Origin of the sequence: Cupriavidus sp. a3 (genome assembly GCF_051015765.1) — a bacterium.
Classification (GTDB): domain Bacteria; phylum Pseudomonadota; class Gammaproteobacteria; order Burkholderiales; family Burkholderiaceae; genus Cupriavidus; species Cupriavidus oxalaticus_A.
Genome location: NZ_CP170643.1, coordinates 1,457,190 through 1,477,074, shown reverse-complemented (window position 1 = coordinate 1,477,074; position 19,885 = coordinate 1,457,190). Strand labels below are relative to the sequence as shown.

Here is a 19,885-nt window from a genome sequence, read left to right as displayed (position 1 = left end):
TGGCGTTAGGTGTGAACAGGGATGGATCGGGATGGGATCGGATTCCCCATTCTAGCGAGCAAAGCAAAAAGGGACAGCCGAAGCCGCCCCTTTCTGGTGCAACTGTTGCCCGGTCACAACCTGCGTCATTCCCGGGCAAGGGCCGCTTACAGCGAGTAGTACATCTCGAACTCGACCGGGTGCGTGGTCATGCGGAAACGCGTGACTTCTTCCATCTTCAGTTCGATGTACGCATCGATCATCGAGTTCGAGAACACGCCGCCGCGGGTCAGGAACTCGCGGTCGTTGTCCAGGTACTCCAGCGACTGATCCAGGCTCGAGCAGACGGTCGGGATCTTTGCATCCTCTTCCGGCGGCAGGTCGTACAGGTTCTTGTCGGCGGCTTCGCCCGGGTGGATCTTGTTCATCACGCCGTCCAGGCCGGCCATCAGCAGCGCCGAGAAGCCCAGGTACGGGTTCATCAGCGGATCCGGGAAGCGGGTCTCGATGCGGCGGCCCTTCGGGTTGGCCACATACGGGATACGGATCGAAGCCGAACGGTTGCGGGCCGAGTAGGCCAGCTTGACCGGGGCTTCGAAGCCCGGCACCAGGCGCTTGTACGAGTTCGTGCCCGGGTTGGTGATGGCGTTCAGCGCGCGGGCGTGCTTGATGATGCCGCCGATGTAGTACAGCGCGAATTCCGACAGGCCGGCGTAGCCGTTGCCGGCGAACAGGTTCTGGCCGTCCTTCCACACGGACTGGTGCACGTGCATGCCCGAGCCGTTGTCGCCGACGACCGGCTTCGGCATGAACGTGGCGGTCTTGCCGTAGGTGTGAGCGACGTTCTGGATCACGTACTTCTGCAGCTGGGTCCAGTCGGCGCGCTGCACCAGCGTGCTGAACCTGGTGCCGATTTCGTTCTGGCCCTGGCCAGCCACTTCGTGGTGGTGGACTTCAACGGGGATGCCCAGCGATTCCAGGATCAGGCACATTTCCGAACGCATGTCCTGGAACGTGTCGATCGGGGCGACCGGGAAGTAGCCGCCCTTCTTGCCCGGACGGTGGCCGGCGTTGCCGTGCTCGAACTCCTTGCCCGACGACCACGGGGCTTCTTCGGAATGGATCTTCACGAAGCAGCCTTGCATGTCGACGTTCCAGGTCACACCGTCGAAGATGAAGAACTCGGGTTCCGGACCGAAGAAGGCGGTGTCGCCCAGGCCGGTGCTCTTCAGGTAGGCTTCGGCGCGCTTGGCGATCGAACGCGGGTCGCGGTCATAGCCCTTGCCATCCGACGGCTCGATCACGTCGCACGACAGCACCAGCGTCGGCTCTTCATAGAACGGGTCGATGTGAGCCGTGTTCGAATCCGGCATCAGCAGCATGTCCGAAGCCTCGATACCCTTCCAGCCGGCGATCGACGAGCCGTCGAAAGCGTGGCCGCTTTCGAACTTGTCTTCATCGAAGTGCGACACGGGCACGGACACGTGTTGCTCCTTGCCTTTGGTATCGGTGAAACGGAAGTCGACGAACTTGACGTCGTTTTCCTTCACCAGCTTCATCACGTCTGCAACGCTGTGGGCCATGCCAATCTCCTGGGTATTCGGCAAATGTCTGTGAAAGCCAATTCTTGGGCCTGTCGCCGGCGGCGCCGCTGCATGTCGCCGCGCTTGCCGACCTCGCCACGAAAGGACGGGGGAATGTTAGCAGAAAGCATGCCAAGCAAACGCCCCACTGCTTTTCCCGGCCCGAAAAATGTGCAACTCCGGCGAACCGCGCACCGTCGCGGGGTAGGCGCGATCCGGAGGGCCGTGCCAGAAAGCGCCGGGGTGGCGCACCATCGACATGCACACTCGGGTTCCGCCCACCAATAAAACACCACAATGGTGCAATGAGCAAGTAATCGCACCGCATTAGTGCAGTGGCACCAAAATCGGTCATAGCGTGCCCGGTCGTGATGCCATACAGCCAGCGCGGTGCGTGTTACGGCCGCCGGGTTGCCGCGGCGCTATAGAATACCGGGTTACGGCCTTCGCGCCCTCAATTTCATCCATTTCATTTGTCACGCAGATGACCACCCGAGACGATCTTCTCCAGGCCGCCCAGCAGCGCCAGCAACAGAACCAGCTCCCGTACTTCGGCGCGCTGTCGCCGCAGGAAGCCTATGCCCTCCTGCAGAACGATCCCGCGGCGGTGCTGGTCGACGTGCGCACGCAGGCCGAGCTGGACTGGGTCGGCGGCGTCGATGTGCCCGACGCGCAGTTCGCCCATGTCGAATGGATGGCGTACCCGGGCGGCGCGCAGAACGCCCGCTTCATCGAGGAACTGAAGGCGCGCGTGCCGGCCGACGTGCCGGTGCTGTTCCTGTGCCGCAGCGCGGCGCGCTCCAAGCATGCCGCGCGCGTGGCGACCGAAGCCGGCTACCACTTCGCCATGGACGTGCTGGAAGGCTTCGAGGGCAATCGCGACGAGCATCACCACCGCAAGACGGTCGAAGGCTGGTGCGTGCGCGGCCTGCCGTGGCACGGCGCCTGAGCGCCGCCGCGCCGGAATGACGAAAGGGGCAGCGTAGGCTGCCCCCCCTTTTTGTTGGTCCGCTATTGCGAACGCTCAGGCCTGCGCCGATTCCCGCGCCGGCTGCTCGACGACTTCAAACCCCATCGCGCGCACCCCGTCCAGCAGCATGGCATAGGCGGGCGGCACCAGGTCGGCCGGCCCCTTGACGCCCAGGTCGATGTGCCGGCGTGCGAAGCGGTCGCCGCGCTGCACGTCGCCGACCGAAGGCAGGCTGAACACGCGGATGCCGGCAAAGGCGGCTTCTACTGTCTCCATCAGCGGGGTCAGCGTGGACTCGGGCGCCTCGAACACATAGAAGGCGCGTTCCTGGTGCTGCACCTGGTGGAACAGGTGCGCGTACTCATGGTCGAGCACCCACTCCATCATCGGCCATGCCATCACCGGGAAGCCGGGCATGAAGTGGTGATGTCCCACGGAGAAGCCCGGGATGCGGTTGTAGCTGTTGGGGATGATGCGCGCGCCTTCGGGAAACTCGCCCATCTTGAACCGGTGCTGGTTTTCCGGCTGGCTCAGGTCGGCCTTGACGGGATCGCCGCCTGCGGTCTCCGCAATGCGCAGCGCGATCTGCTCGCGCGCCTCGGGATGCAGCTGCAGCGGCACGCCCAGCGCCGCGGCAGCGCACTGGCGCGTATGGTCGTCAGGCGTTGCGCCGATGCCGCCGGTGCAGAACACCACGTCAGTGCCGGCGAAGGTGCGCTTGAGCGTGGCGGTGATGCGGCCGCGGTCGTCGCCGACATACTGCGCCCAGTCCAGCGCCAGGCCGCGCGCGCCCAGCAGTTCGATGGTGCGGCGCAGATGCTTGTCTTCGCGCCGCCCCGACAGAATCTCGTCGCCGATGATGATCAGGCCGAAACCCATGTTGCCCTCGCTTCAGGAATGTTCGATGCGCCGCACGTCGGAGGGCGCCAGGTCGATGATGTCGCCGCCCGCGGACGGACCGGTCGGCTGCTGTGCCGGCGGCGGTGCGCGATCTGCAGCACGTTCGGCGCGCAGCTGCGCCAGCGCGCGCAGGCAGAAGTGGCCGAACCACAGCGCCGAAAAGATAAAGATCAGCACGTACAGCCACAGCGTGCCCGCCAGCACGAACGGGAACAGGAAGATCACCGCCGCGGACGACACCCACAGCAGTGTCGGCGCCGAGCCCAGCAGACCCACCGCCACGCCGATCACCAGCAGCGGCGTGCGATGGCGCCGCATCAGCGTCTTGCGCTCTTCCGCGCTGGCGTGGTCGGACAGCGCGTCATAGGTCATCACCCGGTAGGTCAGCCAGCCCCACAGCACCGGCGGGATCAGCGCGAAGAACGGCGGCACCAGCCATAGCGGCAGCGTCACCAGCACCAGCAACAGGAACACGACGGTGCTGCCCAGGGACTGGAACACGCTGCCGAGCACGCTGCCGCCGTGGGCCTTGGACAAGTCCGGGTAGCTGCGCTCGAGGTGGCGCACCACGGCTGGCACCGAGAACACGCCGATAAACATCAGCATCGATGCGATCACCAGCGGCACCACCAGCGCGGCGACGAACAGCGGCGCCACCACGGCCCGCATCGATTGCAGGCTGAGCCAGTCCAGTGCGCTGTAGATCCAGCTGGTCAGCACCGAGGTTTCGAGAAAACCGCGCGTGGCGGTCATGATGGGATCCCAGCCCCACCAGAGCAGCCCGCCCCAGAAGAGCGTGGCCAGGACGAAAGGCAGCACGGTCAGCAGCAGCATGCGGGGATGCAGCTGGCTGACGAGCGCGCGGCCAAACGAGCGGAAGATATCGTTCATGCAGCGTGGGGCCGAGCGTGAATTCGGCGATTATGCAGTGGAAGGCGGAAACAGCCGACATTCGAGCCGGCATTCGAGCCGGCGCCGGGGCCGGCGGCAAACCGGAACACTAGCATACGCCACTTGCCGCGGCCACGCGGACTGCCGCGCCGGCAGTAGAGGATCGCTTCAGCGCAGCCGCAGCAGGCGCTTGATGCCGTACCACTGGTGGGCGAGGAAGCCAGCCCCGTAGTCGTGGCCCTTGCCCAGCGGCGGCGGCAGCTGGTCGCGGATACCGGTGGGGTGATAGGTCTCGGTGAAGACCGCGGTGCCGAACAGCATGTCCCACCAGGGAAAGATCACGCCGTAGTTGCAGCCGCCCAGCCGTGCCGGGGCGCCGTCGGCTTCATGGCCGATGCCCACGGCATGGTGGGTGCGGTGGAAGCGCGGCGAGATCAGCAGGCGTTCGCCGATGGCGCCGAAATGCAGCCGCACATTGGCATGCTGCAGGCTCTGCAGCAGCTGCGACAGCGCCACCAGCAGCACATACTGCGACGGCTCGACACCCACGCCCAGTGCCACCAGCGCAAACACCAGGTCGCGCAGCATGTCGTCCAGCAGGTGGTTGCGGTTGTCGCTCCACAGCGTCATCTGGCGCTGGCTGTGGTGCACCGCATGCAAATGCCACCACCAGCGGAACGTATGCGACAGGCGGTGGTACCAGTAGTCGAGCAGGTCGAACAGCAGCAGGTAGACGAAGAAGCTGACCAGCGGCACCGAGGTCACGCCCGGCCACCAGTCCTCGACATTGACCCGGTGCCAGCCCATCAGGCGCAGATGCCCTTCGAGCGAATCCGTCAGCGGCGCCAGCAGGAAGAACATGGCGAGGCGGAACAGCCCGAGGCGGTGGATCGCCGTGTACAGCATGTCGGTGCGGATCGCCGCGCGGTCGGCCACCGGCTCGACCGGACGCCATTTTTCCAGCGGGCCCAGGATCAGGAACATCGCCGCGATTTGCACCAGCCCCACCAGCAGCCACTCGGTGCCGGTGAAGGCCTCTTCGGCATAGCGGCCAAACCCGAGGTCATAGACCACCGGCAGCACCACGTCCTGGAACAGCGTGCCTTCGACCTGTCCGATCCAGCCGTTGAGCGACTCCCACATTACCGCCTGCCCTCCTGTTCTCCGATGGCATGCCGGGCGATCCAGTCGCGGTAGGCCGGGTGCTCGCGCAGCGTCGCGAAGCAGAAGCCCTTGCGCTCCAGCCCGGACAGCAGCGGCTCCAGCACGCCCGGCGCCCACGGGTCCTTGCGCGACCAGATGCCCAGGTGCGCCATGGTGATGTCGCCATCGCGCAGCCTGTCGAGCGCGCGCTCGAGCAGCATGGCATTCGGGTAGCGATCCGACGCCAGCTCATCGCCCAGGAAGCCGGCCGGCGCCCAGCCGACATGGCGGAAGCCGCACTGCTCGGCCCATTGCAGCGTCTGCGGCGCGGTGCGGCCGCCCGGGGCGCGCCAGATCGGCATCATCTCGGCACCGGTCATGTCACGGAAGGCGTCGGCGCTGCGGCGCAGTTCGCGGCAGAAGCCGGCAGCATCCATCACCGTGTCCTTGCCGGCCTGCGCGCCGAACTGCGGCCGCATGGTCACCTGGCCCGCACGCACGCCGCGCAGGTAAACATGGTCGAAGGTATGCGTGCCGAAGGCATGGCCATCAGCGGCCAACGCCTTCCAGTACGGCGCCCATGACGGGTCGAGCGAGCTGTCCTGCCGCACCGTGGGTTCATTGGCCAGGAAGAAGGTCGCGCGGATCCTGTGGCGGCGCAGCGCGTCGGCGATCAGCTGGGCCTGGCTCATGCTGCCGGTATCGAAGGTCAGGTAGAGCGTGCCGGCCGGGCAGGCTTTTGCCGCGGCCCCGGTTGCATCCGCCGCATGCAGCGCAGAGGGCAAGGCGCAGGCAAGCGCGAGCCCGGCCAGCATCCTGCCGAATCGTCTGAATCGTCCCAGGCGTCCGAACCGTCCGAAACGCGAAGCCCTGGTATCGCGCATGATCCTGCCCCGCCCCGTCTAGTACAGCGGCGCGCGCGTGCGGAAGTAGATGCCGTGCGGCGAGCGGCCGACGCGCACGGTCTTGACCAGCTTGCGGCTCGGCACGTCGATCAGCCCGACCGAGCGCGCCCAGCGGAACGTCACCCACAAGGTCTTGCCGTCGGCGGTCAGCTCCATGTCGTCCGGCCCGGGTGGCAGACCCGTGATGTCGCCGATCTTGGCCAGCGTCTGCTGGTCGATGATGCTGATGCTTCCGGTCACGCGATTGCTCAGGAACAGGTGGCGCTTGTCGCCCACCGCGCGGAAGTTATGCGCGCCCTTGCCGGTCTGGATCTGCTTGACCACGGTGCGGGTGCGCCAGTCGATCACGGCAATATAGTCCGCACCGGTCATGCCGACCAGCAGGTATTTCTGGTCCGGCGTCAGCCAGATGCCGGCCGGCGCGGAGCCGGCCTCCATGCGCCACAACACGTTCTGCGTGATCAGGTCGATCGCCACGACCTCATTCGAGTCCTGCAGCGTGATAAAGGCGATGCGGCTGTCGGCGGTAAAGGCGATATGGCTTGGCGTCTTGGCCAGCGGGTATTGCTTGGCCAGCTTCAGCGCCTTGCCGTCCCAGCGGTAGACATCGACCCGGTCGAGCCGGTTGCCGGTGGCGACAAACCACTTCTGGTCGGGCGAAAAGCCGATCTGGTAGGGGTCGTCGATATTGGGAACACGCTGCTGCACCTTGCCGGTCGCCGGGTCCAGGAACACCAGGTCATTGCCGACCGCGTTGGCGACGATCAGCGACTTTTCATCGGGCGTCGCGATCAGGTGGTGCGGCTCCTTGCCGATCGGAAAGGTCTCCAGCACCTTCTGCGTATCCTTGTCGATCAGCGTGACGGTTGCATCACCCGAATTGAGGATCACCACCACTTCCGCCGATGCCGGCGCGGCCATCAGGCCCAGCGCGAGCGCGCCCACCGTGATCCTACCAGCCACCAACCGACGCAATGCAAACATAAGACCCGCTACAAGAAGAACTGAATCGGCGATTCTAACGTTTGGGCGGCTAATTCCGCTGACGTCGCGGCTGACGGCGAACAAGAATTTGGCAGATTGTTGCGCCGGCACGACCATTTGCGGCCGTACCGGCGCCCGAGCCTCAGCGCTGCATCGATTCCCAAACCTTCTGCAGCCGCTTCACCGACATTGGCACCGGCGTGCGCAGCTCCTGCGCGAACAGCGCGATGCGCAGCTCCTCCAGCATCCAGCGGAACTCTTCCAGCCGCGCGTCCTCGCCGCCACGGCCTTGCGTGCGCAGTTGCTTTTCGGCGCGCTGCCATTGCTGCAGCAGCGGCGCCATCTCCTGAATGCGCTGGGTATCGCGCGCCGGATCGCCCTTGAGCTTGTCGATGCGCATGGCGATGCCCTTCAGGTAGCGCGGGAAGTGGACCAGTTGCGTGTACGGCGTCTCATCGATAAAGCGCTTGCCCACCAGCCGGCCGAGCTGCGCTTCCATGTCGGCGTAGGCGGCGGCGAACGGCTTGGCCTGCAGCAGCTTGCGCGGCAGCCCGGCGTATTCGGCAAGGATCGCGCCGGCAAGCCGTGCGATCTCCTGCGCCAGCAGCGACAGCCGCGTGCGGCCCTCGTCCTTGCGGGCGTTGAACTCTGCCTCGTTGCGCGGCAGCGGCGACTGCATGCAGGCGCGTTCCAGCGCCAGCATCACGATCTGGTCGCGCAGCATTTCCTGCGTACCCAGCGTCATGTACTGCATCGCCATCTGCTGCAGCCCGGGGATGTTCTTCTCGATGAACTTGACCTGCTCGCGCAGTTGCAGCGCGAACAGCCGGCGCAGCCCCAGGTGGTGGATGCGCGCGGCTTCCTGCGGATCGTCGAAGACCTCGACGTCGCAGTGCGTGCCGCGGTCGACCAGCGCCGGGTAGCCGAACAGCGTCTGGCTGCCCTTGCGGATCTCCAGCAGCTCGGGCAGCTCGCCGAAGGTCCAGCCGGTCAGGTTCTCGTACTGGCCGGGCTCGGCCGCCGGCAGCTGCGCGGCCTGGTCGGGCGAGCCGGCTTGCGCGGCCGCCTGCGCTGCAACGCGCTGGAACGACTGCTGCGCCTGGCCGCCCAGCTCGGCGCGCAGTTGCGCCAGGTTGCGGCCCATGTCGAGCTGGCGGCCGTGCTCGTCGATGACCTTGAAGTTCATCGCATGGTGTGCCGGCAGCGTTTCCAGCTTGAAGTCGGCGCGCTTGACCATGGTGCCGGTCTCGCCGCGGATATCGGCGATCAGCACGTCCAGCAGCTCGCCCTCGCCGAACCGCTGGCGCGAGACAAAGCCGGCGGCAAAGTCCGGCAATGGAACGCAATGGCGGCGCAGCTTCTGCGGCAGCGACTTCAGCAGCAGGTGGACCTTTTCCTTGATCATGCCGGGGACCAGCCAGTCGGCACGCTCCTGCCGCACCTGGTTGAGCGCGTACAACGGCACGGTCAGCGTCACGCCGTCGCGGTGGCTGCCGGGCTCGAAGTGGTACGTCAGCCCCATGTCCACCCCAGCCACGTTCATGGTCTTGGGAAACAGGTCGGTGGTGATGCCGGCCGCCTCGTGCCGCATCAGCTCGTCGCGGTTGAGGTAGAGCAGCTTGCGGTCCTTGGCGCTTTCGGCCTGGTACCACTGTTCGAAGGTGGTCTGCTGGTTGATCTCCGCCGGGATGGCGCGATCGTAGAAGGCGTAGATCAGCTCGTCGTCGACCAGCACGTCCTGCCGGCGCGACTTGTGCTCCAGGTTTTCGATCTCCCGCACCAGGCGCTGGTTGTGCGCGAAGAACGGCAGGCGCGTATCGAATTCGCCCTCGACCAGCGCGCGGCGGATAAAGAGCTCGCGCGCTTCCTGCGGGTTCATCGGCCCGTAGTGGACGCGGCGGTGCTGGTAGACCACCAGGCCGTACAGCGTGGCCCGTTCCAGCGCCAACACCTGGCCGGCCTTCTTTTCCCAGTGCGGATCGCTCCAGCTCACCTTGAGCAGGTGGCCGCCGATCTGCTCCAGCCATTCCGGCTCGATCCGCGCCAGCGTGCGCGCGAACAGGCGGCTGGTCTCGACCAGCTCGGCCGCCACGATCCAGCGGCCGACCTTGCGCGCGATCAGCGAGCCCGGCCACAGGTGGAACTTGATGCCACGCGCGCCCAGGTACTCGCGGCCCTTGCCGTCGCCGTCCTCGATACGCACGCCGACGTTGCCGAGCAGGCCAGTCAGCAGCGCCTTGTGCACCTGCTCGTAGGTCGGCTCGCTTTCGTTCAGGCGCCAGCCCTGCTCGGTCACCGTGGTCAGCAGCTGCGAATGCACGTCGCGCCATTCGCGCAGGCGCAGGTGCGACAGGAAGCTGGCGCGGCACTGGTCCTGCAGCTGGCGGTTCGACTTCTTGTGCGTGACCGCCTCCTCGAACCACTTCCACAGCTTGACCCAGCCCAGGAACTCGGACCTCTCGTCCATGAACTTGCGGTGCGCCTGGTCGGCGGCTTCCTGCGCCTCCTGCGGGCGGTCGCGCGGGTCCTGCACCGACAGCGCGCTGGCGATGATCAGCACCTCGCGCAGGCACTGGTGCTCGCGCGCGGCCAGGATCATGCGGCCCACGCGCGGGTCCAGCGGCAGCTTGGCCAGCTGCCGCCCCGTCGGCGTGAGCTGGTTGCCGTCGTCGACCGCGCCCAGCTCCTGCAGCAGCTGGTAGCCGTCGGCGACCGCGCGGCCCAGCGGCGGTTCGATAAACGGGAACGACTCGATATCGGTCAGCCGCAGCGCCTTCATGCGCAGGATCACCGCCGCCAGCGACGAGCGCAGGATTTCCGGATCGGTAAAGCGCGGGCGACCGGTGAAATCCGACTCTTCGTACAGCCGGATGCACACGCCGTTGGCCACGCGGCCGCAACGGCCGGCGCGCTGGTTGGCGGCGGCCTGCGAGATCGACTCGACCTGCAGCTGTTCGACCTTGTTGCGGTACGAATAGCGCTTGACGCGCGCCATCCCGGTATCGACCACGTAGCGGATGCCCGGCACCGTCAGCGAAGTTTCGGCGACGTTGGTCGCCAGCACGATGCGGCGCGTGTTGGACGGCTTGAACACCCGCTCCTGCTCCTGCACCGACAGCCGCGCGAACAGCGGCAGGATCTCGGTATGCGGCGGATGGTGCTTGCGCAGCGCCTCGGCGGCCTCGCGGATCTCGCGCTCGCCCGGCAGGAACACCAGCACGTCGCCCGGGCCGACGCGGCACAGCTCATCGACGGCATCGACGATGCCGTCGTACAGGTCGCGCTCGCGCGCCTGCGCGCTGCGCGGCGCGGCGCCCGGCGGCGCGTCGTCGGTAACCGGGCGGTAGCGCACTTCCACGGGGTACAGCCGGCCGCTGACCTCGATCACCGGCGCGGGCTTGCCGTTGAGCGTGAAATGCTCGGCAAAGCGCTGCGCATCGATGGTGGCCGAGGTGATGATCACCTTCAGGTCAGGCCGCTTCGGCAGGATCTGGCGCAGGTAGCCGATCAGGAAGTCGATGTTCAGGCTGCGCTCGTGCGCCTCGTCGATGATGAGGGTGTCGTAGGCGCGCAGCAGCGGGTCGTTCTGCGTCTCGGCCAGCAGGATGCCGTCGGTCATCAGCTTGACCGACGCGCCCGCCGACATGGTGTCGTTGAAGCGCACCTGGTAGCCGACATGCTCGCCCACCGGCGACCCCAGCTCCTGCGCGATGCGCTTGGCGGTGGAGGTGGCGGCGATGCGGCGCGGCTGGGTGTGGCCGATCAGCCCCCCGCCCTCGCGCCCCGGCCCGCGCCCGATCGACAGGCAGATCTTGGGCAGCTGCGTGGTCTTGCCCGAGCCGGTCTCGCCCGACACGATCACGACCTGGTTGGCCAGCAGCGCCGCGGCGATCTCGTCGCGGCGGGCTGAGACCGGCAGGGCCTCGGGGAACGTGATCGGCGGCAGCGGGTTGACCGCGCGCGGTGGCTGTGGCGCACGCGGCGCGCGCTCCTGGCGCAAGCCTCGCGGCTGGCGCTGGCCGGATGCGTCGGCCGGACGGGCGGCAGCGGGGTCCGGGCGTCCGGCCGGCGGCCGGACCGGGCGCTGGGCCTGCCCTCGGGTCTGCCCCGCGGTCTGGCCCGCGGTCTGGCCCGCGGTCTGCCCTTTAGGCGGCCGGGACAGATTGGATGGCGTGGACTGGCCGGCACCGGCCGGCATCTGCGGGGCGGCGGGTTGACCTGGCCTGGCGGGCTTTACAGCCTTGAAGGGGCGTTGTTCTGACATTGGCCGGGATTATAATCCGCGGGATGAACGCCAGAACCGATACGCCGCAGCCGGCGACCCCTTCCGACACGGCAGCCGCTATGGCGGCGGAGCCGCCCGCCACGGCCGAACTCCCCCCGCCCGCCCCGACTTCCACCACGCCCGCCACCGCACCGGCGCCGGCGGCTGCCGACGCCATCGAACGCGGCGGCCCCGATCACCAGCAGTTCGTCGACTGGCTGCGCATGGTGGCGCCGTATATCCATGCCTTCCGCGGCAAGACCTTCGTGATCGCATTCGCGGGCGAACTGGTCAAGTCGGGCGTGCTCAACGCGCTGGTCAACGACGTCGCGCTGCTGCACGCGATGGGCATGCAGATCGTGCTGGTGCACGGCTCGCGCCCGCAAGTGGAAGAGCAACTGGCACTGCGCCATGTCGAGTCTCAATTCGTCGACGGCGTGCGCATCACCGACAACGCCGCGCTCGAATGCGCCAAGGAAGCCGCCGGCGAACTGCGCCTTGACATCGAGGCCGCCTTCAGCCAGGGCCTGCCCAATACGCCGATGGCCGGTGCGCAGCTGTCGGTGATTTCCGGCAACTTCGTCACCGCGCGCCCGGTCGGCATCGTCAACGGCACCGACTACCAGCACACCGGGCTGGTGCGCAAGATCGACGCCGAGTCGGTGCGCATGTCGCTGTCGCACGGCAAGGTGGTGCTGCTGTCGCCGCTGGGCTTCTCGCCGACCGGCCAGGCCTTCAACCTGTCGATGGAGGACGTGGCCAGCGCCACCGCCACCGCGCTCAAGGCCGACAAGCTGATCTTTATCACCGAGGTGCCGGGCGTGCCCGACCCGGTCGGCAAGCTGATGCCGGAAATGTCGCTGCGCACGGCCGTGGAGCGCCTGCAGAACAACCACCTGCCGCACGACGTGGCCGACTACCTGCGCCACCTGGTCAAGGCGCTCAAGGGCGGCGTGCCGCGCGCGCACCTGATCCCCTACGCGCTGGACGGGTCGGTACTGCTGGAACTGTTCCTGCACGATGGCGTCGGCACCATGCTGTCCGATACCGACCTCGAAAGCCTGCGCGAAGCCACGCTGGACGACGTCGGCGGCATCCTGCAGCTGATCGCGCCGCTGGAAGCGGACGGCACCCTGGTGCCGCGCGGACGCCACCTGATCGAGCGCGATATCGCCAATTTCTCGGTGATCGAGCACGATGGCGTGCTGTTCGGCTGCGCCGCGCTCTATGACTACCCGCGCGAGAACATGGGCGAGATGGCTTGCCTGACGGTCTCCGCTGAAGCCCAGGGCACAGGCGACGGCGAGCGCCTGCTCAAGCGCATCGAGCGCCGCGCCCGCGCGCTCGGCCTGGAGCGCCTGTTCGTGCTCACCACGCGCACCGAGCACTGGTTCCTCAAGCGCGGCTTCGTCCACGCCAATGTGGACGACCTGCCAGAAGACAAGCGCAAGCTCTATAACTGGCAGCGCAAGTCGATGGTGCTGATGAAAAAACTGTGACGGCGTAGGGTCAATGGCCGCCGCGCCGCGGCCAGCCGCCCTGCTTGGCTACAATAGCGCCAGCGCCCTGAGCCCAGTCTAACGAACGTACAAGGAGTCCCCCATGGCCCGCATGGTCCATTGCATCAAGCTGAACAAGGAAGCCGAAGGCCTCGACTTCCCGCCGCTGCCCGGCGAGCTGGGCAAGAAGATCTGGCAGAGCGTGTCGAAGGAAGCGTGGGCCGGCTGGCTCAAGCACCAGACCATGCTGATCAACGAGAACCGCCTGAATATGGCCGACACGCGTGCGCGCCAGTACCTGATCAAGCAGACCGAAAAATACTTCTTCGGCGAAGGCGCCGATCAGGCCCAGGGCTACGTGCCGCCGCAGTCCTGATTCCGGACCGCATCAGACGACAAAGGGGTGCCCGAGGCGCCCCTTTGTCGTCTGGCCGCTGACGGGCCGGCCAGCCGGATCAGTAGTCCGTGCGCTGCACACCGTCGCCGGTGCCAAGCAGCAGCACGTCCGCGCCACGCAGCGCGAACAGGCCCACGGTGACCACGCCCGGCACCTGGTTGACGGTCTGCTCCAGCCCGCGCGGATCGTCGATCTTCAGGCCGGCGACGTCCAGAATCACATTGCCGTTGTCGGTCTTGTAGATGCCGCCTTCCTTGGTCATGCGCAGCTTCGGCTGGCCGCCCAGCGCCTGCAGCTTGCGCGCGACTGCCGCACGTGCCATCGGAATCACCTCGACCGGCAGCGGGAAGGCTCCCATGGTGCCGACCAGCTTGCTGCCGTCGGCGATGCAGACAAAGCGCTTCGCCACCGAGGCAACGATCTTCTCGCGCGTCAGCGCGCCGCCCCCGCCCTTGATCATGGCGCCGCTGGCATCGATCTCGTCGGCGCCGTCGACGTACACGGGGATCTCGTCGACCTCGTTCAGGTCGAGCACCTTGAACCCGTGCTGCTGCAGGCGGCGCGTGGAAGCCTCGGAGCTCGACACGGCACCCGCGAAGCGCTCCTTGAACGCCGCCACGGCATCAATGAAGAGGTTCGCGGTGGAGCCGGTGCCCACGCCCAGCACGGCACCTTCGGGAACTTCCTGCTTCACATAGTCGGCGGCGGCCTGCGCCACCAACGCCTTGAGTTCATCCTGAGTCATGACAACAGCCAGATTGCGGTGGAGGAAACGCATAGTGTAGCGGATTGAGCGGCATCCCCCGTCACCGGCGGTACAATGGATTGGCCGGGGCCGGTGCTTGCCGCCCTGCCACCGCAAACCGAATCGCCAACGATTCAGCGCCAATTCAGCGCCAACGACTAAGCGACATGAACCAGCTCGAACAACTCAGGCAGTTCACCACGGTAGTGGCCGACACCGGCGACTTCCAGCTGATGAAGCAATACACCCCGCAGGACGCGACCACGAACCCCTCGCTGATCCTGAAGGCCGTGCAGAAGCCCGAATACCGGCACTTGCTGGAAAAGGCGGTGCAGGATCACCATGGCAACGGCGGCGTCGATGCGGTGATGGACGAAGTGCTGATCGCCTTCGGCTGCGAGATCCTGGCGATCGTGCCGGGCCGCGTCTCGACCGAAGTCGACGCGCGCCTGTCCTTTGACACCACCGCCACCGTCAACAAGGCCCGCCACCTGATCCAGCTGTACGAGCAGCGCGGCATCGCGCGCGAGCGCGTGCTGATCAAGATCGCCTCGACCTGGGAAGGCATCCGCGCGGCCGAGATCCTGCAGCGCGACGGCATCCGCTGCAACATGACGCTGCTGTTCTCGCTGGTGCAGGCGGTGGCCTGCGCCGAGGCCGGCGCACAGCTGATCTCGCCCTTCGTCGGCCGCATCTTCGACTGGTACAAGAAGCAGGCCGGCGAGCAGTGGGACCCGGTCGCCAACGGCGGCGACAACGATCCCGGCGTGCGCTCGGTGCGCCAGATCTATGACTACTACAAGAAGTTCGGCTACCCGACCGAGGTGATGGGCGCGAGCTTCCGCAGCACCGCGCAGATCCTGTCGCTGGCCGGCTGCGACCTGCTGACCATCAGCCCGGAACTGCTGGAGCAGCTGGCCGCCGGTCAGGGTGCGCCAGAGCGCAAGCTGTCGGTCGACCAGGCCCAGGCCGCCAATATCGCCCGCATCACGGCGGACGAGCCGTCGTTCCGCTGGCAGCTGAATGAAGACGCAATGGCCACCGAGAAGCTGGCCGAAGGCATCCGCCTGTTCGCGGCGGATGCAGTCAAGCTGGAAAAGCTGATCGGCGAGATTGCCAAATAAGCCGGCGGGGCCGGCTCAGTCCGGCTCCACCCCCGGTTGCGGCCACAGCAGCGGCAGCAAGGCGCCTGCCGCTGCCGGCACCACCAGGTCCGCGGTCTGGTCCAGCGCGGACGGCAGCGGGTTGATCACGATGACGGGCGCGCCGTGCTCCTTCGCCAGCCCCGGCAGCGCGGCAGCCGGATAAACCAGTCCCGACGTCCCCACCACCAGGCACAGGTCCGAAGTCTCCGCCGCATGCTCGGCGCGAAAGCGCGCCACGCGCGGCAGGTCTTCGCCGAACCACACCACGCCCGGGCGCATCAGTGCCCCGCACAAATGGCAGCGCGGCGGCATGCCGGGCACCGCGCTGGCTTCCTCGCAGCGCCCGCACCCGTCCAGCCATTTGTTGGCAAACAGGTTGCCATGCAGTTCGATCACATGCTGGCTGCCGGCACGCTGGTGCAGGCCGTCGACGTTCTGCGTCACCAGCGTGACGGTCTTCTGCGCGGCCAGCGCCACCAGCGCGTGGTGCGCCGGATTGGGATGCGCGGCCGCCACGAGCGCGCGCCGGTGCAGATACCACTCCCACACCAGTTCGGGCTGGCGCCGGTAAGCCTCTTCGCTGGCGAGCTCCTCCGGATTGAACCGTTCCCACAGGCCAGTCATCGCTTCGCGGAAGGTCGGCACGCCCGACTCGGCCGAAATGCCGGCACCGGTCAGCACGAAGATGCGGCGCGCCTGCGCGATCAGCCGACGCGCCTCTTCCATCCCCGGCCAGGGCTCAGAGGTGGAACGTAGCGGATCGGCCACCATGGCTTCAGCGCGGCAGGCGCCGCTGGCGCACCGCTTCGTACAGGCAGACGCCGCTGGCCACCGAGACGTTGAGGCTCTCGACGCCGCCGGCCATCGGGATGCCGACCAGTTCATCGCAGGTCTCGCGCGTCAGCCGGCGCATGCCCTCGCCTTCGGCGCCCATCACGATCGCGGTCGGGCCCTTGAAGTCGATGTCGTAGAGGGATTTCTCGGTACCGTCGGCGGTGCCGATCACCCAGATGCCGCGCTCCTGCAGCTCGCGCAGCGTGCGCGCGAGGTTGGTCACGGTGATATACGGCACGGTCTCGGCCGCGCCGCTGGCCACCTTGGCCACGGTTGCATTGAGTCCGACGCTGCGGTCCTTGGGCGCGATCACCGCGTGCGCGCCGGCGCCGTCGGCCACGCGCAGGCAGGCGCCAAGGTTGTGCGGGTCGGTGACGCCGTCGAGCACCAGCAGCAGAGGCGTGCCTTCGATGCCATCCAGCAGTTCGTCCAGGTTCAGTGCCAGCGCGACGTCCTCGGCGCGCGCCACCACGCCCTGGTGCCGGTCGGTGCCGGCCATGCCGCGCAGGCGCTCGGCATCGACGGGGTGCAAGCGCACGCCCAGGCTTTCGGCCAGGCGGACGAAGTCTTGCATGCGCCGGTCGCGGCGGGCGGATTCGATGTAGATATCCGACACGCCCTTGGGATCTTGCCGCAGGCGCGCGGTCACGGCGTGGAAGCCGATCAGGAGTTTTTGTTTAGCCATGGGCGCGATTGTACTCGCCCGTGCGCCGTCCCCGCGCGGGCGGGGACGGCGGTTGGCCCTGACTTGCGCCTTTAATCGTCCTGGCTCGCCTTAACGCTTGCGCGGGGTGCGCTTGGCGGCAGACTTGCCGGCCGTCTTGGCGGGACGCGACTTCGACGCCGGCTTGCGCGGCTTCTCCAGGTGCGCGGGCTTGGGCTTGGCCGCGCGCTTGGCCGGCTTGCCGCCGGTCCTGACGTGCGGCTTGAGCGGAGTGATCACCGCTTCGAACACCGGCTGCTCCTCGATCACGCGGTCGAGCGTCTCGTCGAACGACTCTTCCGGCTTGGACGAACCGCCCAGCAGCGCCGCCAGCTGGCGCCCCTTCTTGCGCGCCGGCACCGCATGGGCGGCCGGGACGCGCGGCTGGGTGTCGGCACCGGTTGCGCGCGCACGCAAGGTCTTGGCCGACGGTTCCTGCACCAGGCGGAAGTCGATCTTGCGAGCATCGAGGTCCACACGAGAGACCTGCACGCGCACGCGGTCGGTCAGGCGATAGCGGATGCCGGTGCGCTCGCCGCGCAGTTCGTTGCGCGCCTCGTCGTACTGGAAGTAATCGCTGCCCAGTTCGGTCACGTGCACCAGCCCTTCGACATACAGCTCGTCGAGCTGCACGAAGATGCCGAACGACGTCACGGCGCTGACGGTGCCGGCAAAATCGCTGCCCAGCTTGTCGCGCATGAAGTAGCACTTGAGCCAGGCCTCGACATCGCGCGAAGCCTCGTCGGCACGGCGCTCGTTGGCCGAGCAATGCAGGCCGAGCTCGTCCCAGATCGCCTCGTTGCGCTTGGCGCGCGCCGCGGCGAGCTCCGCCTTCTGCTCGGCGTCCTTGGCCTGCAGGCGGCGCGCCTTAGGCGAGATCGCGGTATTCAGCTCGGTGCCGTGGGCAAACGCCGGCTGGTACTTGGTATGCGCCAGCACCGCCTTGATGGCGCGGTGCACCAGCAGGTCGGGATAGCGGCGGATCGGGCTGGTGAAGTGCGCGTAGGCCCCGTACGCCAGGCCGAAGTGGCCGATATTGTCTGGGCTGTACACCGCCTGCTGCATCGAGCGCAGCAGCATGGTCTGCAGCATCGGCGCATCGGGGCGGGACTTGATCTTGTCCATCACCTCGGCATAGTCGGACGCCTGCGGCTTGTCGCCGCCGCCCAGCGACAGGCCGGCGGTCTTCAGGAACTCGCGCAGGTTCTTCAGCTTCTCTTCGCTGGGGCCGGCGTGGATGCGGTACAGCGCCGGGTGCTTGAAGCGCTCGAGGAAATCCGCCGCGCACACGTTGGCGGTCAGCATGCATTCCTCGATCAGCCGGTGCGCATCGTTGCGGGTGCGCGGCAGGATCTGTTCGATCTTGCCCTGCGCATTGCAGACGATATAGGTCTCGGTGGTGTCGAAGTCGATCGCGCCGCGCTCGCGCCGCGCCTTCAGCAGGACCTGGAACAGCTCGTACAGGTTCTGCAGGTGCGGCACCAGTTCGGCGCGCTTGTGCGCCTCGGGACCCTTGGTGTTGGACAGGACCGACCAGACCTCGTTGTAGGTCAGGCGCGCGGTCGAGTGCATCACCGCGGGATAGAACTGGTAGCCCTTGAGTTCGCCCTTGGCCGTGAGCACCGCATCGCAGACCATGCACAGCCGGTCGACGTTGGGATTGAGCGAGCACAGCCCGTTGGACAGCTTCTCCGGCAGCATCGGAATCACGCGGCGGGGGAAGTAGACCGAGGTGGCGCGGTCCAGCGCATCGGCATCCAGCGGCGTGCCGGGGCGCACGTAGTGCGACACATCGGCGATCGCCACGATCAGGCGCCAGCCCTTGGCACGGCCGATCTTGACCGGCTCGCAGTAGACCGCGTCGTCGAAGTCGCGCGCGTCTTCGCCGTCGATGGTCACCAGCGGAATGTCACGCAGGTCGATGCGGTGGTCCAGGTCGGCCTGGCGTACTTCGTCCGGCAACGCGGCGGCTTCCTTGGCCGCGGTCGGCGAGAAGGCATGCGGCACGCCATACTTGCGCACCGCGATCTCGATCTCCATGCCGGGATCGTCGATCTCGCCGAGGATCTCCACCACGCGGCCCACCGGCTGCACATAGCGGTCGGGATATTCGATCAGCTCGACGCTGACCACCTGCCCCACGCGGGCCTTACCCTGCGCCTTGGGCGGAATCAGGATGTCCTGGCTGATGCGCTTGTCTTCCGGTGCGACCACCAGCACGCCGCCCTCGCTGAGTAGCCGCCCGATCACGTAGCGGTTGGCGCGCTCGATGATCTCGACGATCTGGCCCTCGGGCCGGCCGCGGCGGTCGTAGCCCACCACGCGCACTTGCGCGCGGTCGTTGTGCATGGCCTTCTGCAGTTCGCGCTCGGGCAGGAAGATATCGTCCTCGCCATCGTCGCGGATCAGGAAGCCGAAGCCGTCGCGGTGGCCCTGCACGCGGCCGGTGACGAAGTTGGGCTGGTGGGCCAGTTCATAGCGGCCCTTGCGGTTCAGTTCGATCTGGCCGTCGCGTTCCATCGCTGCCAGGCGCTTCTGGAAGCCGTCATGCTCCTTGCGCGTGACCGACAGGGCCTTGGCGATATCGCCTGCCGACTGCGGAGATCCCGACGTTCTCAGCACGCCCAGGATTTCTTCCCGGCTGGGGATCGGATAGTTGTTCTGATTCAATTTTTTCTGGAAACTATTTGACAAAATTCTCGCGCTCTCTATAATGAGCGCTTCGGTTGTTTCGACACCTGCCCAGGTGGCGGAATTGGTAGACGCACTAGGTTCAGGTCCTAGCGGTGGCAACACTGTGGAGGTTCGAGTCCTCTCCTGGGCACCAGATCACCGGGAAACCCGCAGCGCTTTCGAGCCCTGCGGGTTTTTTGTTTTCGGCGCTTTGTTGGCGTACCAGATCCGGCAACTTCCACTCCTTGCTTGGCGGCAACTTGCCGCGGT

15 protein-coding genes and 1 tRNA gene are annotated in these 19,885 nt (G+C 67.0%); 5 read left to right on the top strand and 11 right to left on the bottom strand.

Annotated elements, in window-relative coordinates:
* Nucleotides 1-146 precede the first annotated feature (146 nt).
* Nucleotides 147-1,562, bottom strand: a complete 1,416-nt coding sequence (locus tag ACAD63_RS07085) for a 3-hydroxylaminophenol mutase (protein WP_116320415.1) — start codon at nucleotides 1,560-1,562, stop codon at nucleotides 147-149.
* A gap of 484 nt (nucleotides 1,563-2,046) precedes the next feature.
* Between ACAD63_RS07085 and ACAD63_RS07080 the strand changes: the two genes are divergently transcribed.
* On the top strand, nucleotides 2,047-2,511 hold the full coding sequence (locus ACAD63_RS07080; protein WP_133096511.1) for a rhodanese-like domain-containing protein: 465 nt from the start codon (nucleotides 2,047-2,049) through the stop codon (nucleotides 2,509-2,511).
* A gap of 75 nt (nucleotides 2,512-2,586) precedes the next feature.
* Here the strand turns inward: ACAD63_RS07080 and ACAD63_RS07075 are convergent, their stop codons facing one another.
* The 6 genes from ACAD63_RS07075 to hrpA form a co-directional block, all read right to left on the bottom strand.
* Nucleotides 2,587-3,411 (bottom strand): competence/damage-inducible protein A, encoded by an 825-nt coding sequence (locus ACAD63_RS07075; protein WP_135705495.1) that lies wholly within the window; start codon nucleotides 3,409-3,411, stop codon nucleotides 2,587-2,589.
* 12 nt (nucleotides 3,412-3,423) lie between these two features.
* Nucleotides 3,424-4,323: an EI24 domain-containing protein gene (locus ACAD63_RS07070; RefSeq protein WP_135705496.1), complete on the bottom strand. Its 900-nt coding sequence runs from the start codon at nucleotides 4,321-4,323 to the stop codon at nucleotides 3,424-3,426.
* A 168-nt stretch (nucleotides 4,324-4,491) separates the two neighbouring features.
* Nucleotides 4,492-5,466: a sterol desaturase family protein gene (locus ACAD63_RS07065; RefSeq protein ID WP_133096514.1), complete on the bottom strand. Its 975-nt coding sequence runs from the start codon at nucleotides 5,464-5,466 to the stop codon at nucleotides 4,492-4,494.
* Complete coding sequence (locus ACAD63_RS07060; protein WP_255519687.1) at nucleotides 5,466-6,281, bottom strand: polysaccharide deacetylase family protein; 816 nt, start codon at nucleotides 6,279-6,281, stop codon at nucleotides 5,466-5,468. Before ACAD63_RS07060 ends, ACAD63_RS07065 begins: the two co-directional genes overlap by 1 nt.
* Nucleotides 6,282-6,368: 87 nt before the next feature.
* Nucleotides 6,369-7,355 carry a beta-propeller fold lactonase family protein gene (locus tag ACAD63_RS07055; RefSeq protein WP_434033638.1) on the bottom strand — a complete coding sequence of 329 codons (987 nt, stop codon included), beginning with the start codon at nucleotides 7,353-7,355 and terminating at the stop codon, nucleotides 6,369-6,371.
* A 142-nt stretch (nucleotides 7,356-7,497) separates the two neighbouring features.
* A complete protein-coding gene (gene hrpA / locus ACAD63_RS07050) occupies nucleotides 7,498-11,619 on the bottom strand; it encodes an ATP-dependent RNA helicase HrpA (RefSeq protein WP_434033637.1) in 4,122 nt (1,373 codons plus the stop codon).
* A gap of 80 nt (nucleotides 11,620-11,699) precedes the next feature.
* Here hrpA and argA point away from each other — a divergent pair, with 80 nt between their 5' ends.
* Nucleotides 11,700-13,118: an amino-acid N-acetyltransferase gene (argA, locus tag ACAD63_RS07045; protein ID WP_434033967.1), complete on the top strand. Its 1,419-nt coding sequence runs from the start codon at nucleotides 11,700-11,702 to the stop codon at nucleotides 13,116-13,118.
* 103 nt (nucleotides 13,119-13,221) lie between these two features.
* Complete coding sequence (locus ACAD63_RS07040; RefSeq protein ID WP_029046163.1) at nucleotides 13,222-13,494, top strand: oxidative damage protection protein; 273 nt, start codon at nucleotides 13,222-13,224, stop codon at nucleotides 13,492-13,494.
* Nucleotides 13,495-13,573: 79 nt separating this feature from the next.
* Here ACAD63_RS07040 and rpiA read toward each other — a convergent pair whose 3' ends face one another.
* Complete coding sequence (rpiA, locus tag ACAD63_RS07035) at nucleotides 13,574-14,260, bottom strand: ribose-5-phosphate isomerase RpiA (protein WP_029046162.1); 687 nt, start codon at nucleotides 14,258-14,260, stop codon at nucleotides 13,574-13,576.
* A 167-nt stretch (nucleotides 14,261-14,427) separates the two neighbouring features.
* On the opposite strand from rpiA, the gene tal reads away from it, so the two are divergent.
* Nucleotides 14,428-15,384: a transaldolase gene (gene tal / locus ACAD63_RS07030; protein WP_133096519.1), complete on the top strand. Its 957-nt coding sequence runs from the start codon at nucleotides 14,428-14,430 to the stop codon at nucleotides 15,382-15,384.
* Nucleotides 15,385-15,399: 15 nt separating this feature from the next.
* On the opposite strand, the gene ACAD63_RS07025 is transcribed toward tal, so the two are convergent.
* The 3 genes from ACAD63_RS07025 to rnr form a co-directional block, all read right to left on the bottom strand.
* Nucleotides 15,400-16,131, bottom strand: a complete 732-nt coding sequence (locus ACAD63_RS07025) for an SIR2 family NAD-dependent protein deacylase (protein WP_240745883.1) — start codon at nucleotides 16,129-16,131, stop codon at nucleotides 15,400-15,402.
* A 49-nt stretch (nucleotides 16,132-16,180) separates the two neighbouring features.
* A complete protein-coding gene (rlmB, locus tag ACAD63_RS07020; RefSeq protein WP_012353149.1) occupies nucleotides 16,181-16,924 on the bottom strand; it encodes a 23S rRNA (guanosine(2251)-2'-O)-methyltransferase RlmB in 744 nt (247 codons plus the stop codon).
* Nucleotides 16,925-17,014: 90 nt separating this feature from the next.
* Nucleotides 17,015-19,612, bottom strand: coding sequence for a ribonuclease R (rnr, locus tag ACAD63_RS07015; RefSeq protein ID WP_135705502.1), 2,598 nt, complete (start codon nucleotides 19,610-19,612; stop codon nucleotides 17,015-17,017).
* Between the two features lie 70 nt (nucleotides 19,613-19,682).
* Here rnr and ACAD63_RS07010 point away from each other — a divergent pair.
* Nucleotides 19,683-19,769: transfer RNA gene (locus tag ACAD63_RS07010), tRNA-Leu, on the top strand.
* Nucleotides 19,770-19,885 lie beyond the last annotated feature (116 nt).